Source organism: Curtobacterium sp. DN_7.5, from assembly GCF_022655355.1.
Taxonomy (GTDB): Bacteria; Actinomycetota; Actinomycetes; order Actinomycetales; family Microbacteriaceae; genus Curtobacterium; species Curtobacterium luteum.
In genome coordinates this window covers 1-15,060 of record NZ_CP093378.1, presented here as the reverse complement: position 1 = coordinate 15,060, position 15,060 = coordinate 1, and the positions used below count along the sequence as shown (strand labels likewise).

At 67.6% G+C, this 15,060-nt stretch carries 13 protein-coding genes and 2 tRNA genes; 2 read left to right on the top strand and 13 right to left on the bottom strand.

Features of this window, described 5'->3' with window-relative positions:
* Positions 1-59: 59 nt before the first annotated feature.
* Positions 60-704: an anthranilate synthase component II gene (locus MON03_RS00075; protein ID WP_242089737.1), complete on the bottom strand. Its 645-nt coding sequence runs from the start codon at positions 702-704 to the stop codon at positions 60-62.
* A gap of 82 nt (positions 705-786) precedes the next feature.
* Here MON03_RS00075 and MON03_RS00070 point away from each other — a divergent pair, with 82 nt between their 5' ends.
* Entirely contained in the window at positions 787-1,041 is a 255-nt protein-coding gene (locus MON03_RS00070; RefSeq protein ID WP_022904052.1) for a cell division protein CrgA, read from the top strand.
* A 353-nt stretch (positions 1,042-1,394) separates the two neighbouring features.
* Here MON03_RS00070 and MON03_RS00065 read toward each other — a convergent pair whose 3' ends face one another.
* Together MON03_RS00065 and MON03_RS00060 are read right to left on the bottom strand one after the other, a co-directional pair.
* Positions 1,395-2,246, bottom strand: a complete 852-nt coding sequence (locus tag MON03_RS00065; protein WP_175328974.1) for a rhomboid family intramembrane serine protease — start codon at positions 2,244-2,246, stop codon at positions 1,395-1,397.
* Between the two features lie 5 nt (positions 2,247-2,251).
* Entirely contained in the window at positions 2,252-2,791 is a 540-nt protein-coding gene (locus tag MON03_RS00060; protein WP_022904051.1) for a peptidylprolyl isomerase, read from the bottom strand.
* A gap of 116 nt (positions 2,792-2,907) precedes the next feature.
* Between MON03_RS00060 and MON03_RS00055 the strand changes: the two genes are divergently transcribed.
* Positions 2,908-3,477, top strand: a complete 570-nt coding sequence (locus MON03_RS00055; protein WP_022904050.1) for a hypothetical protein — start codon at positions 2,908-2,910, stop codon at positions 3,475-3,477.
* 140 nt (positions 3,478-3,617) lie between these two features.
* On the opposite strand, the gene MON03_RS00050 is transcribed toward MON03_RS00055, so the two are convergent.
* From MON03_RS00050 to dnaA, 10 genes are all read right to left on the bottom strand, one after another.
* Positions 3,618-3,690, bottom strand: a tRNA-Ala gene (locus tag MON03_RS00050).
* Positions 3,691-3,725: 35 nt separating this feature from the next.
* Positions 3,726-3,802 (bottom strand) — tRNA-Ile (locus tag MON03_RS00045).
* A 76-nt stretch (positions 3,803-3,878) separates the two neighbouring features.
* Complete coding sequence (locus MON03_RS00040; RefSeq protein ID WP_022904049.1) at positions 3,879-4,286, bottom strand: DUF3566 domain-containing protein; 408 nt, start codon at positions 4,284-4,286, stop codon at positions 3,879-3,881.
* Entirely contained in the window at positions 4,279-6,915 is a 2,637-nt protein-coding gene (gene gyrA / locus MON03_RS00035) for a DNA gyrase subunit A (protein WP_022904048.1), read from the bottom strand. Before gyrA ends, MON03_RS00040 begins: the two co-directional genes overlap by 8 nt.
* 131 nt (positions 6,916-7,046) lie before the next feature.
* Entirely contained in the window at positions 7,047-9,023 is a 1,977-nt protein-coding gene (gene gyrB, locus MON03_RS00030; RefSeq protein WP_022904047.1) for a DNA topoisomerase (ATP-hydrolyzing) subunit B, read from the bottom strand.
* Between the two features lie 132 nt (positions 9,024-9,155).
* The gene (locus tag MON03_RS00025) at positions 9,156-9,656 is read right to left on the bottom strand and encodes a DciA family protein (RefSeq protein WP_022904046.1); all 501 of its coding nucleotides are present in this window, start codon (positions 9,654-9,656) and stop codon (positions 9,156-9,158) included.
* Entirely contained in the window at positions 9,656-10,870 is a 1,215-nt protein-coding gene (gene recF / locus MON03_RS00020; RefSeq protein WP_242089735.1) for a DNA replication/repair protein RecF, read from the bottom strand. Before recF ends, MON03_RS00025 begins: the two co-directional genes overlap by 1 nt.
* 33 nt (positions 10,871-10,903) lie before the next feature.
* Entirely contained in the window at positions 10,904-11,791 is an 888-nt protein-coding gene (gene gnd / locus MON03_RS00015; RefSeq protein WP_022904044.1) for a phosphogluconate dehydrogenase (NAD(+)-dependent, decarboxylating), read from the bottom strand.
* Between the two features lie 70 nt (positions 11,792-11,861).
* Entirely contained in the window at positions 11,862-13,007 is a 1,146-nt protein-coding gene (dnaN, locus tag MON03_RS00010; protein WP_022904043.1) for a DNA polymerase III subunit beta, read from the bottom strand.
* A gap of 586 nt (positions 13,008-13,593) precedes the next feature.
* A complete protein-coding gene (gene dnaA, locus MON03_RS00005; RefSeq protein WP_175328980.1) occupies positions 13,594-15,060 on the bottom strand; it encodes a chromosomal replication initiator protein DnaA in 1,467 nt (488 codons plus the stop codon).

Genomic DNA, 15,060 nt, shown 5'->3' with positions numbered 1-15,060 from the left:
GTGTGCCCGACCCCGAGTGTGCCTGACCCTGCACAGGCCAGACCCCGAGTGGGCCTGACTCAGGGACGGTGCGCTGCGATGAGGGGGTTGAGGCCCGTGGCGCGGTCTGCCGCTCCCGCGAGACCGGTCGTCTCGAGCCAGTTGCCGACCATCCGGTAGCCACCCTCCGTCAGGACGGACTCCGGGTGGAACTGGACCCCGTACACCGGGTGGTCCCGGTGCTCGACGCCCATGATGACTCCGCCGCCGGTGCGTGCCGTGACCGTGAGCTCGTCGGGGACCGTGCCGTCAACGATCGCGAGGGAGTGGTAGCGGGTCGCGGTGAAGGGGTGCGGGACGCCGGCGAAGAGGACGCTGTCGTCGTGGTCCACCTGCGACGTCTTGCCGTGCATGAGCTCGTCCGCGCGGGTGACCGTGGCGCCGAGGGCCTCGGCGATCGCCTGGTGCCCGAGGCACACGCCGAGCAGTGGCTTGTCGGCGGCGATGGCCGCTCGGACGGTGGGGATCGACACTCCGGCGTCCGCTGGGGTGCCGGGGCCCGGGGAGAGCAGCACGCCGTCGTAGTCGGCGATGCGCTCGGCGATCTCGTCCTCCGGCAACGAGTCGTTCCGGACGACGTCCGTGTCGGCGCCCAGCTGCTGGACGTACCCGTTCAGCGTGTAGACGAAGCTGTCGTAGTTGTCGACGACGAGGATCTTGGTCATGAGCGGTCCACCGTACTCCTGGGGCATCTGCACAGTCGGTGCGAGGCCTCTGCACACCTGTGTTGACGGTAGGATACCGGCCATGGCCAAGGACAAGGACCGCACCAAGCCCGCCCGGAGGACCCGAGCCGACTCGGTCGACACTGCGGGGGACAGCCCGAACCCGGTGTGGTTCAAGCCGGTCATGTTCGGCTTCATGCTGGTCGGCCTCGCCTGGGTGATCGTGTTCTACATCTCCCAGGGCTCGCTGCCCGTTCCGTCGCTCGACTCGTGGAACATCCTGATCGGCTTCGGCATCATGTTCATCGGCTTCCTGATGACCACGCGCTGGCGCTGACCACGCCCGTCTCCGTCGACGCCCGTCGTACCCCCGTGGTACGGCGGGCGTCGTCGTTTCTCCACAAGGTCGGCACGGCCTCGGTGGCTCCGCAGCGAGCTCTCCACCGCCTGTCGACAGTTCTCCACACTCTCCACACCTTGGCCCCGGAGTTTTCCACAGGTGAATCCACAGTGGGGATAATCACACCGGTGTAACTCACCGATCTGTCCACAGCTGTGGACAAGTACGGGGCTCGCCTGTGGAAACCGGTGGACGACCGGCAGCGGGAGACCTGCAGAGCACGTGCAGAACGCCCCGCCGCACGGAGCGACGGGGCGTTCAGGACCGGAGTAGGGCGTGGGGTGGACCGCCTAGGCGAAGACGCCCGTGGCGCCGAGCAGGATCCCCACGAGCAGGACCACCGCCTCGGTCACCAGCAGCGCCGTCTGGAGCCCGCGTTGCCGGACGTTCCGCGTCTTCGTGAACACGAACCCGGTGATGAACCCGAGGACGATCCCACCGACGTGCGCCTGCCACGAGATGCTCGTCCCCGGGAGGAACCCGACCACGAGGTTGAGTCCCATGATCACGAGGAGCTGCACGGCGTTGTAGCCGAGACTCCGCTGGATCACGAAGAACGCGGCGAACAACCCGAAGATCGCCCCCGACGCCCCGACGACCGGGGTGTTCGGCGCGAGCAGGGTCACCGCGAGGTCACCGCCGAGACCGGAGAGGAAGAACAACGCGAGGAACCGCCAGGTCCCGAGCATGTTCTCGAGCATCCGCCCGAAGATCCACAGCGCCCACATGTTGAACAGGATGTGGAAGAAGGACGAGTGCACGAACAACCCGGTGATAATCCGCCAGGGCTGCGTGTCCGCCACGGGAGCGAAGTAGAGCATCGCACCCGTCAGTGCTCGACCCGTCACCTGGTCGAGGAGCCAGACCACGACGCTGATCGCCACGAGGACGACCGTTGCCTTCTGGTCGAGCATGGCGAATCGACGCCCCGCGACGGTCAGGCCGCTCGGAGCACCGGACGCACGACGGTTCGCCTGGAACTGCGCCCGCTGCTCACGGACGCACTCCGGGCAGTGCACACCGACCGCCGCCGGCGTCTGGCACTCGGGGCAGATCGTCCGACCGCACCGCTGGCAGAGCACGAAGCTCTGCCGGTCGGGGTGCCGGTAACAGGTGTTCGGGTTGGACGCCGGGTCGGTCAACGGGGTCAGACGTCCTCGACGTCGATGCTCTCGATGACGACGTCCTCGAGGGGCTTGTCGCGACCATCGGTCGGCACACCCTCGATGGCGTCGACGACCGCGCGCGACTCGTCGTCAGCGACCTCACCGAAGATGGTGTGCTTGCCCTGCAGCCACGGCGTGGCCACCGTGGTGATGAAGAACTGCGAGCCGTTCGTGCCGCGGCCGCCCTGGATGCCGGCGTTCGCCATCGCGAAGATGTACGGGTTCTGGAAGGTGAGCTCCGGGTGGATCTCGTCGTCGAACCGGTAGCCGGGGCCGCCGATGCCTTGGCCGAGCGGGTCGCCGCCCTGGATCATGAAGTCCTTGATGATGCGGTGGAAGACCACGCCGTCGTAGAGCTTGTCGGTCGAGACCTTGCCCGTGCCGGGGTGCGTCCACTCCTGCTTGCCCGTTGCGAGGTCGACGAAGTTCTTGACGGTCTTGGGGGCGTGGTTGCCGAACAGGTTGACGCGGATGTCGCCCTTGTTCGTGTGGATCGTTGCGACAGCGGTGTGCAGAGACATGTTCCGATTCTCGCATGTACTGCTGACGTACAGACGGTACGCACAGGCAAGCCTCCGTGACCTGTCAGCCGCCGCGGTGGCAGGATGGGCACACGCCGATCCTGTGGAGGTACCAGATGACGATCGAGATCCCGCGCAAGCGCAGGAAGCAGATCAAGAAGCTCAAGGGCAAGACCGCCTCGCTCCTGGGTGAGCAGCGCAAGGTCCTGGAGCACGCGAACGCCATCCTGGCCGAGGCGCGCTCGCACGCTGCCGACGCCGCTCGCAAGGACATCGCACCCCGGGTGCAGAACGCGATCGACAACGGGATCCGTCCCGCCGTCGCCACGGGGGTGCACGCGACGAAGAGCGCTGCGCAGACCGCTTCGCACCGGTTCCAGACCGAGGTCGTCCCCGGCCTCGTCGCCACCGCCGGCTCCGTGCTGAGCGTCAAGGACCTCGCGAGCGACCCGCGCGTCAAGAAGATCGTCAAGGAGGCCCAGAAGAAGGGCAAGAAGGCGAAGAAGTCGGCGGAGAAGTACGTGCCGCACCAGAAGAAGGGTCTCGGCTTCGGCGGCGTCGCGCTGATCGTCGTCGGTGTCGTCGCGGTCGCCGGTGCGGCCTACGCGGCCTACCAGACCCTCCGCGCGGACGACGACCTCTGGGTCGCGGACGACGCGGACACGGCGGAGAAGCCCGCCGCCTGACCTCCTCGGTTCGTACGAAGGGCCCCGGCACGTGCCGGGGCCCTTCGTCGTCTCCGGGACGGCGCGGGGGCGGCGGCGCGTGTGAACGCAGAACGAAGCCCCTGGGAAGCGACGGAATCGCGACCAGGGGCTTCTGCGAGTGGAGCCTGGGAGAATCGAACTCCCGACATCCTGCTTGCAAAGCAGGCGCTCTACCAACTGAGCTAAGGCCCCGGAACACCGATGATGCTATCCGGTGTGGGTGGAGATGGTGGGGCTACAAGGACTTGAACCTTGGACCTCTTCGTTATCAGCGAAGCGCTCTAACCGCCTGAGCTATAGCCCCTCAGACCAGATGAGAGCCTACCGTACCGACCTCGCAGAACGAAATCGAGCGGTCGGACCCATCCGGCCCGGGTGTGTCAGTTGTTCGTGAACCCGACGAGCAGGCCGCCGGTGATCCGCACACTGAGGTTGTAGAGGACGCTCACGATCGCGCCGAGCACGGTGCCGACGACCACGTTGAGGATGCCCACGACGATGGAGAACCCGAGCACCTGTCCCAGCGAGAACTGGTCCATGATCGAGTAGTTGTTCTGCCCCGTGACGTCCTTGAGCAGGGCGTCCACCTGGGTGAACACCCCCGTCTGGTTGAGGATGACCCAGACCAGCGCCGTCGCGACGACGATGACGATCGAACCGGCGAGGGCGATGAGGAAGCTCAGCTTCACCATCGACCAGAAGTCGACGTACACCAGACGCAGGCGGACCTGCCGGGTGCCGACGGGCCGCTTCGCCTTCTTCTGGAGCTTCTCGGCGACACTACTCATTGCTTGACTGATCCTCTCCGGCCTCGCGGTCGGCGGGCTGGTCGTCGGCTGCTTCGGTCGGGCTGACCGTCTCCACCGGGCCCGCGGGCTCGATCTCGGCGTCGTCCTGGTCGTCCAGGTTCCGCTCACTGTTCCGGGCCACTGCGATGATCCGGTCGTTGTCCGCGAACCTCGCGAAGACGACGCCCATCGTGTCGCGGCCCTTGGCGGGCACCTCGGCCACGGCAGACCTTACCACCTTGCCCGATTGCAGCACGACGAGCACCTCGTCGTCCTCACCGACGATGAGAGCCCCCACAAGGTCCCCTCGATCGGCGGCCAGCTTGGCGACCTTGATGCCGAGACCGCCACGGCCCTGCACGCGGTACTGGTCGACCGAGGTGCGCTTGGCGTAGCCGCCCTCCGTCATCACCCAGACGTACCCGTCGTCGGACACGACCCGGGCAGCGAGGAGCGAGTCGTCGTCGCGGAACGACATGCCCTTCACACCGGAGGTCGAGCGGCCCATCGGGCGGAGTGCGTCGTTCGAGGCCGTGAACCGCAGCGACATGCCGTGCTTCGACACGAGGAGCAGGTCGTCGTGCTCGTCGACGAGGAGCGCCTGCACGAGGGTGTCCCCGTCGCGGAGGTTGATCGCGATGATGCCGCCGGTGCGGTTCGTGTCGTACTCCGTGAGCGCGGTCTTCTTGATGAGCCCGTGCTGCGTCGCGAGCACGAGGTACTGCGCGGCCTCGTAGTCGCGGATGTCGAGGACCTGCTGGATCTGCTCGTCGGGCTGCATGGCGAGCAGGTTCGCGACGTGCTGGCCCTTCGCGTCGCGGCCGGCTTCCTGCAGCTCGTACGTCTTCGCGCGGTAGACGCGTCCCTTGTCGGTGAGGAACAGGAGCCAGTGGTGCGTCGTCGTCACGAAGAAGTGCTCGACGACGTCGTCCGCACGGAGCTGCGCACCCTTGACCCCGCGACCGCCCCGGTGCTGCGACCGGTAGTTGTCGCTCCGGGTGCGCTTGACGTACCCACCGCGGGTGATGGTGACGACCATCTCCTCTTCGGGGATGAGGTCTTCCATCGACATGTCGCCGTCGAACCCGAGCATGATCTCGCTGCGGCGGTCGTCCCCGAAGCGCGCGACGATCTCGTCGAGCTCCTCGATGATGATCGCGCGCTGCCGCTCCGGCTTGGCGAGGATGTCGTTGAAGTCGGCGATCTTGCGCTCGAGCTCCTCGGCCTCGTCGTGGATCTTCTGGCGCTCGAGCGCGGCGAGACGACGCAGCTGCAGCTCGAGGATCGCACGCGCCTGGATCTCGTCGACGTCGAGCAGTTCCATGAGGCCGGAGCGGGCCTCTTCCGCGTCGGGCGAGCGACGGATGAGGGCGATGACCTCGTCGAGCGCGTCGAGCGCCTTGAGGTAGCCGCGCAGGATGTGTGCGCGCTTCTCGGCCTCGCGCAGCCGGTACTGGGTGCGGCGGACGATGACGTCGACCTGGTGGTCGACCCAGGCGGAGATGAACCCGTCGAGCGCGAGGGTGCGGGGCACGCCGTCGACGATCGCGAGCATGTTCGCGCCGAAGTTCTCCTGCAGCTGCGTGTGCTTGTACAGGTTGTTGAGGACGACCTTCGCCACGGCGTCGCGCTTGAGCACGATGACGAGGCGCTGACCGGTGCGACCCGACGTCTCGTCGCGGATGTCCGCGATGCCGGCGAGCTTGCCGTCCTTGACGCCCTCCGCGATCTTGATCGCGAGGTTGTCCGGGTTCACCTGGTACGGCAGCTCGGTCACGACGAGGCAGGTCCGGCCCTGGATCTCCTCGACGTTGACCACCGCGCGCATCGTGATGGAGCCACGACCGGTCCGGTAGGCGTCCTGGATGCCCTTGGTGCCGAGGATCTGCGCGCCGGTCGGGAAGTCCGGGCCCTTGATCCGCTGCATGAGGGCCGTCAGGAGTTCCTCGCGCGTGGCCTCGGGGTGCTCGAGCGCCCACTTCGCACCCTCGGAGACCTCGCGCAGGTTGTGCGGCGGGATGTTCGTCGCCATGCCGACGGCGATGCCGACCGAACCGTTGACGAGGAGGTTCGGGAAGCGCGCCGGCAGGATCGCGGGCTCTTGCGTGCGGCCGTCGTAGTTGTCCTGGAAGTCGACGGTCTCTTCCTCGATGTCCCGCACCATCTCGAGGGCGAGCGGGGCCATCTTGGTCTCGGTGTACCGCGGGGCCGCGGCGCCGTCGTTGCCGGCCGAGCCGAAGTTGCCCTGGCCGAGCGCGAGCGGGTAGCGCAGCGACCACGGCTGCACGAGGCGGACGAGGGCGTCGTAGATGGCCGAGTCGCCGTGCGGGTGGAACTGGCCCATGACGTCGCCGACGACGCGGGAGCACTTCGAGAACGCGCGGTCGGGGCGGTACCCGCCGTCGTACATCGCGTAGATCACGCGGCGGTGCACCGGCTTGAGCCCGTCACGGACCTCGGGGAGCGCGCGGCCGACGATGACCGACATCGCGTAGTCGAGGTACGACCGCTGCATCTCGAGCTGCAGGTCGACCTGCGAGATGCGGTCGCCGGAGACGACGATGTCCCCGCTGTCGCCGTGGACGATCTCGGGCTGCTCGTCGGCGCCGTTCTCGTTGTCGTCAGCCATGTGGCGTGGTCACCTTTCTGGTGGCCCTCCGGTCGTCGGCCGGGAGGCACTGGTTCCGTCGGTCGCGCCGGGCGCGACCACAGGGGGTCGGGACTGGTCGACGCGGCTGGCACCGCGCCTCCAGGCCGGTACTAGATGTCGAGGAAGCGGACGTCCTTGGCGTTCTGCTGGATGAACTGGCGACGCGCGTCGACGTCCTCGCCCATCAGCGTCGCGAAGACGCTGTCGACGGCCGCGGCGTCCTCGAGCGTGACCTGCAGGAGCGTGCGGGTGTCCGGGTTCATGGTGGTGTCCCAGAGCTCCTTGTAGTCCATCTCGCCGAGACCCTTGTAGCGCTGGATCCCGTTGTCCTTCGGGATCCGCTTGCCGGCCGCGATGCCCGCCTGGAGCAGCGCGTCGCGCTCCCGGTCGGAGAACACGTACTCGTGCGCCGAGTTCGACCACTTGAGGCGGTAGAGCGGCGGCTGCGCCAGGTACACGTAGCCGCGCTCGATGAGCGGCCGCATGTAGCGGAACAGCAGCGTCAGGAGCAGCGTCGTGATGTGCTGGCCGTCGACGTCGGCATCCGCCATCAGCACGATCTTGTGGTAGCGGGCCTTCTCCGGGTCGAAGTCCTCGCCGATGCCGGCGCCGAACGCCGTGATCATCGACTGGATCTCCTGGTTGGCCAGCGCGCGGTCGAGTCGCGCCTTCTCGACGTTCAGGATCTTGCCCCGGAGCGGGAGGATCGCCTGCGTGAGCGGGTTTCGGCCCTGCACGGCCGAGCCGCCGGCGGAGTCGCCCTCGACCATGAAGATCTCGGAGATCGTCGGGTCCTTCGACTGGCAGTCCTTGAGCTTGCCGGGCATTCCGCCCGACTCGAGGAGCCCCTTGCGGCGGGTGGTCTCGCGCGCCTTGCGGGCCGCGAGCCGCGCCTGCGACGCCTGGATCGCCTTGCGGATGACGTCCCGCGCCTGGGTGGGGTTGCGGTCGAACCAGTCCGCGAGTTCGCTGCCGACGACCTTCTGCACGAAGCCCTTGGCCTCGGTGTTGCCGAGCTTGGTCTTCGTCTGGCCCTCGAACTGCGGTTCGCCGAGCTTGATGGAGATGACGGCCGTCAGACCCTCACGGATGTCGTCACCGGTGAGGTTGTCGTCCTTCTCCTTGATGATCTTGTTGTCCCGGGCGTACTTGTTGACCAGGTACGTCAGCGCGGCACGGAAGCCCTCTTCGTGGGTGCCGCCCTCGTGGGTGTTGATCGTGTTCGCGAAGGTGTGGACGCTCTCCTGGTAGGAGGTGTTCCACTGCATCGCGATCTCGAGCGCGATCTGACGCTCCTTGTCCTCGGACTCGATCGAGATGACGTCCTCGTGGACCTTGTCCGCCTTCTTCTGCGCGTTGAGGTACTCGACGTAGTCGATGAGCCCGCGCTCGTAGTGGAAGGTGTCCTTGCGGGCCTCTTCGCCCTCGTCCGGGGTGCGCTCGTCACGGAGCTCGATCTTCAGGCCCTTGTTGAGGAACGCCGTCTGCTGGAAGCGGGTGCGGAGCGTCTCGTAGTCGAACTCGACGGTCTCGAAGATCTCGTCGTTCGGCCAGAAGGTGATCGTGGTGCCCGTGCGGTCGGTCTCCTCGCCCTCGACGACCGGGGCGACGGGGACACCGTCCGTGTAGCTCTGGCGGTAGACGTGCCCGTCGCGCGCGACCTCGACGTCGAGCTCGGTGCTCAGCGCGTTGACGACCGACGAGCCGACGCCGTGGAGGCCACCGGACACCGCGTACCCGCCACCGCCGAACTTGCCGCCGGCGTGCAGGACGGTCAGGACGACCTGGAGCGTCGAGACGCCCTCGGTCGGGTGTGTGCTGACGGGGATGCCGCGACCGTTGTCCACGACCCGGATGCCGCCGTCTTCCCGGATGGTGATCGAGATGGTGTCGCAGTAGCCGGCGAGGGCTTCGTCGACCGAGTTGTCGACGATCTCGTAGACCAGGTGGTGGAGACCGCGCGGACCCGTCGAGCCGATGTACATGCCCGGGCGCTTGCGGACGGCCTCGAGGCCCTCCAGCACCTGGATCTGGTCTGCACCGTAGGACGGTTCGTTCTTCTGTGCGTCGTCAGATCCTGATGTCATTCGAGAGAGCTCCTGCCTGCGCGCGGAACGCCCGCACACTGCACCCCCCAGTCTACCGCGTCGCCCGTTCGTTCGAGGCGGAATCCGGCCGCTGACGGGCCTTTTTTCGCCCGGCAGGATGAAATTGCCGCCTCAACCGTAGGTGTCGCGAGGACCGCGCCCCTGGACGGTCCTGGGACCGCGTTTCCAGGTGGGGGCGTCGGGGCCGGAAACCCGGATCGACTCGACCCCTGCCTGCGGGTGCCGTTCGGCGATCGTCGTGGTGATGGTCGAACGCATGAGTCGGAGCTGCGTGGCCCACGCCGTGGAGTCGCACCGGATGACGAGGGCACCGTCGTCGATGGTCACCGGGTGGGAGTGCTTCGCCAGCTCCTCGCCCACCACACCGGGCCAGTCGACGAACAGCTCGGAGCGGGCGAGCGGCTCGACCCAGCCGAGCTCGTTCGCGAGGGAGCCGACGACGTCGCCGAGCCCCTTCGGTTCGCGGCCTCGGCCGTAGGGCACGGAGTCCGCGTCGACTTCGCGGGCTCGGCGGCGCCGGGCGTCCACGGTGCGCAGCGACGGGTCGCCGAACACGGCCTTCAGGTGGCGGTAGAACCGGGACGGCTCGGTGGGCTTCCAGGGCTTCGGCATCAGGACGCCGTGTCCGCGCTCGACGGGTCGACGGTCGTGGCCGGCGCGGGCCGGTCGACGATCGTGCCGGCCTCGATGTGCACGGTGTGCGCCGCCAGCTGCTCGGGAACGTCACCGAACACCGCCGCCGTGATGAGCACCTGCTCGTAGTCCGCGACCGCGTTCGCGAGCCGTTCCCGGCGGGACTCGTCGAGTTCGGCGAAGACGTCGTCGAGGATGATGATCGGGTCGCCGAGCGTCGACTCGGCACGCAGCACCGCGGCGCTCGCGAGCTGCACGGCCAACGCGAAGGACCACGATTCCCCGTGACTGGCGTAGCCGCGGGCGGGTAACCCGTTGAGCTGGAAGAGCACGTCGTCCCGGTGGGGCCCGACGAGGGTCAGTCCTCGGTCGAGTTCGTCCCGGCGGCGGCGGTCGAGCGCACTCCTGAACGCCTCGGCCGCAGCGGGGATCGTGACCGGCTCGTCCGGGGTCCCGAGCACGGGGTCCGTCGCTGCCGCGTCCTCCGGGTCACCGCCGCGGACGCTGAGGACGCCGGTGATCGTCGCCTCGTGCCGTTCGCCGGCGACGGTCGCGTACGCCTCCGTCACGAAGGGGGCGAGCCGCCGCGTCAGGTGGTCCCGGGCGGCGATGATCTCGGCGCCGAAGGACACGAGCCGGTCGTCCCAGACATCGAGCGTGGAGAGCGCCCCGGCCTTGGAGCCGGTGGCCCGCGCGGACTTCAGCAGGGTGTTCCGCTGCCGGAGCGTCCGGTCGTAGTCGGCGAGCACACCCTGCATGCGCGGCGCGATCTGCCCGAGGAGCTCGTCGAGCATCCGCCGGCGCCCGGCCGGTTCGCCGCGGACGAGCGCGAGGTCCTCGGGGGCGAACAGGACGCTCGTGCAGTACCGAGGGAGCTCGCGGGGCTTGATCGCCGCCCGGTTGACCTGCGCCCGGTTCGATCCCGACCGGTTGATCTGCACCTCCGCGAGGATGCTGCGGTCCTCGTGCGCCAGTCGCGCGCGGACGATCGCCGCGTCGCACCCCTGCCGGACGAGCGCGGCGTCCGTCGGCACGCGGTGGGAGCCGAGCGTGGACAGGTACCCGATCGCCTCGACGAGGTTCGTCTTGCCCTGACCGTTGCGGCCCACGAACAGGTTCGGCCCGCGTGCGAGGTCGACCTCCGCCTCCCGGTAGTTCCGGAAGTCGGTGAGTTGCAGGTGGTCGACGTGCACGCGGGCCGGGACGAGCTCAGGTGGTGACCTGAACTACGCCTTCTTGACGGCGTGGCCGCCGAACTGGTTGCGGAGCGCCGCGACGGCCTTCATCGTCGGGGACTGGCTCCCCTGACGCGAGACGAAGCGGGCGAACATCGCAGCCGAGAGCGCGGGCATCGGCACCGCGAGCTCGATCGCCTCTTCGAGGGTCCAGCGACCCTCGCCCGAGTCGTCGACGTAGCCCTCGAGCTCGTCGAGCTTCGGGTCCTCGTTGATGGCGAGCACGAGCAGGTCGAGCAGCCACGAACGCACGACCGTGCCGCGCTGCCACCCGGCGAAGACGGCGGGCACGTCGTGCACGATGTCCTTCGCCTCGAGGAGCTCGTAGCCCTCGCCGTACGCCTGCATGATCGCGTACTCGATGCCGTTGTGGACCATCTTCGCGTAGTGCCCGGCACCGACGCCGCCGGCGTGCGAGAAGCCCTCTTCGCGCGGGCCCTCGGGGCGGAGCGCGTCGAACACCGGCATGGCGAACTCGACGTCCTTGACGTCACCGCCGACCATGAGGCCGTAGCCGTTGTCCTTGCCCCAGACGCCACCGGAGACACCGGCGTCCATGTAGCGGATGCCCTCGGCGCCGAGCTGCTCGGCGTGCTTGGTGTCGTCGAGCCACTTCGAGTTGCCACCGTCGATGACCAGGTCGCCCTCGCCGAGGACCTCGGCGAGCTCGGTGATGACGTCGTCGGTGATCTTGCCGTGCGGGACCATGACCCACACGAGTTTCTGGCCCTCGGGCAGCGCGGCCGCGAGGTCCGCGAGGCTGGCGACGTCCGAGACGGCGGGGTTCGCGTCGAACCCGGTGACCTCGATGCCTGCGTTGCGGAGACGGGCACGCATGTTGTTGCCCATGCGACCGAGGCCGACAAGACCGATGTGCATGATTTCCTCTTCTGTTCGTCGTCGCGCTGATGCAGGTGGGGCGCGTCAGCGCAGTGTTCGGCTGTTGCGCTTACCGCAGCAGGAGATTGGGCTGCAGCAGGTACCGGTATCCGTCCGTGGCAGGTGCTTCCTGCGAAGTCTGGCCGGTGAGCAGCACCGGGCCGGGCTTGTTGGGGTTCTCCGTCTTGGTGAAGGAGATGCGGACGAACTCGGAGTGCACCGCGTTCAACCCGTCCAGGAGGAAGGCGGGCTTCAACGAGACCACCGTTTCCTCACCGGTCAGCAACGCATCGATCGACTCTGACGCCTGCGCTTGTTCGGACCCGATCGCCTCGAGCGTGAGCCCGTCGACCGAGAAGGAGAACCGGAGCGCTGCTTCGCGCTCCAGGACGAGGGAGACCCGTCGGACGGCCTCGACGAGTTCCGCGGTGTTGATCACCGCGTGGTCGTCGACCGTCTCGGGGAAGAGCCGGCGGACCGGCGGGTAGTTGCCCTTGATGAGCAGGGACGTCACCGTCTTGTCGTCGGCGTGGAACGCGATGAGCTCGCGGTCGGACGTGCCGCTGATCGACACGGACACCGTCGACGCGGAGCCGAAGGTGCGGCCGACTTCTTGCAGGGTCCGGGCCGGGACGAGTGCGTGGAGCGGCTCCGAGCCGACGCGGCCCGAGTCCCACGCGATGGTCCGGACGGCGACGCGGTAGCGGTCGGTCGCGATGAGGGAGAGGTCGTTGTCGCCGACCTCGAGCTGCACGCCGGTGATGACCGGCGTGACGTCGTCGCGGCTCGCAGCGACGGCGACCTGCGAGACCGCCTCCGAGAAGGCGTCCCCGGGGATGACACCGGTCTGCGGTCCGATCTCCGGGAGGGTGGGGTACTCCTCGACCGGCATGGACAGCAGCGTGAAGTGCGCGGAGCCGCAGGTCACCGAGATCTTCGTGTCCTCGGTCGTGAACGTGACGGGCGCGTTCGGCAGGCGGCTCGCGATGTCGTTGAGGAGCCGGCCCGAGACGAGGACCGTGCCCGACTCGTCGATCTGCGCCGTGATCGAGGTCTGCGCGGAGACCTCGTAGTCGAACGACGAGAGCGTCAGACGATCGCCGTCGGCGTGGATCAGCACGCCGGAGAGGATCGGGAGGGTCGTGCGCTGTGGGAGGAGCTTCACCGCGAAGGAGACGGCTTCGGAGAAGACGTCCCGGTTGACCTCGAACTTCACAGCTGGGACCCCTGTCGATCGGTTGGACTGTCCGGCCGCCCCATTGTGGCACAGCGGAGGGGGCGCCGGATTCTTGTCATCCGCCGTCCACAAGGTTGTCCCGCGGAGATTCATCGTTAACCAGGATCAATGGTGTTAACGCCTGTGCACAGTGTGGATAACTCTGTGCATCCCGCTTCTCCACAGGGAACTACACAGGTGTGAGTTGTGAGTGGTGTGTGCACGAGGTCTGGATGAGTGAATCTCAGCTATCCACTTCCATCCACAGTCTCCACAGGTGGGTACCGATCTGTGAACAACCGGGCCGCGTGTCATCCACAGTTATCCACAGGCTTTCCACACTGTGGGAATCTCGCCGCCTGGAACCGTCTCAGATGGTGGACATGCCTGCATCCACACTGATCGGAGGGCGCGTCGCGTGCATGCGCCGTGTCACCTGCGCGACAGAACGACGCAGCGACGCGACGGAACGACGCGACGGAACGACGCGGCAACGCAGCGACGCAGCGGACGGGAGGCACGGTGCTCGCCCGCGCCGTTCCTCCCGTCCGTCAGTCGGTCGCGTCCCGCGACGCGACCCGCGTCGTCAGCGGTAGCGGCGGTCCTGCTTGATCCGGCTGGTGAGCTCGGTGACCTGGTTGTAGATCGACCGACGCTCCTTCATCAGCTCGGTGATCTTCTTGTTCGCGTACATGACCGTCGTGTGGTCCCGGTTGCCGAAGAGCTGACCGATCTTGGGCAGCGACAGGCTGGTCATCTCCCGGCAGAGGTACATCGCGATCTGGCGCGCGGTCGCGATTGCCTGGGACCGCGAGGACCCGTAGAGGTCGTCGACCGACAGCTTGAAGTACTCCGCGGTGTGGTTGATGATGTCCGTCGGCGCGATCACGTTGTCGTCGTCGAGCGTGATGAGGTCCTTGAGGACGGTCTGCACGAGCGACATGTCGACGGCCGTCCGGTTGAGGCTCGCGAAGGCGGTCACCCGGATGAGCGTCCCCTCGAGCTCCCGGATGTTGCTCGACACCTTCGAGGCCATGAACTCGAGGATGTCGTCCGGCACCTGCAGATGGTCGGACTGTGCCTTCTTGCGGAGGATCGCGATGCGGGTCTCGAGGTCCGGCGCCTGGACGTCCGTGATGAGGCCCCACTCGAAGCGCGAGCGCATGCGGTCCTCGAAGCCGGTGAGGTGCTTCGGGGCGACGTCCGAGGTGATGACGACCTGCTTGTTGTGGTCGTGCAACGTGTTGAACGTGTGGAAGAAGGCCTCCTGCGTGGAGTCCTTCCCCTGGAGGAACTGGATGTCGTCGATCAGCAGGATGTCGATGTCGCGGTACCGCTGCTGGAACTGGTTCGACCGGTTGTTCGCGATCGAGTTGATGAAGTCGTTCGTGAACTCCTCGCTCGACACGTACCGCACCCGGATCCCCGGGTAGAGGCTCTCGGCGTAGTGGCCGATCGCGTGCAGGAGGTGCGTCTTGCCGAGGCCCGAGTCGCCGTAGATGAAGAGCGGGTTGTAGGCCTTGGCCGGTGCCTCGGCGACCGCGACGGCTGCGGCGTGCGCGAACCGGTTCGACGAGCCGATGACGAAGTTGTCGAAGTTGTACTTCGGGTTGAGTCGGGACTCGGGGCGACCGCCGGTTCCCGGGGAGTCGATCTGGCTCGGGACGAACGGCGCTTCGATGTACTGCCGGGGCGCCGCGCTCTGCTCGACCGCTCCCTGGACGGGTTCGGCGTACTCGGGGACGTGCGTCGGTGCCGGCGCGTCCATCCGGGGCTCCGACGCCATGTCCGGGTTGACGGTGATGGCGAAGTTGGCGACGGCGTCGTCGCCGATGCGCGAGACGGCCTCGGTGATGGGGACGCGGATGCGCTGCTCGAGCATGCCGCGGGTGAGGTCGTTCGGCACCTCGAGGTAGAGCGTGCCGGCGAGGACGCCCTTCGGCTCGACGAGGTTGAGGAAGCCGTGCAGCTGCGGCGTGATGCGGTCGTCCTCGGCGAGGAGTCCGAGCACGGATGACCAGAGGTCCTCGACGGGGTCGGCCGGCATCGTCAT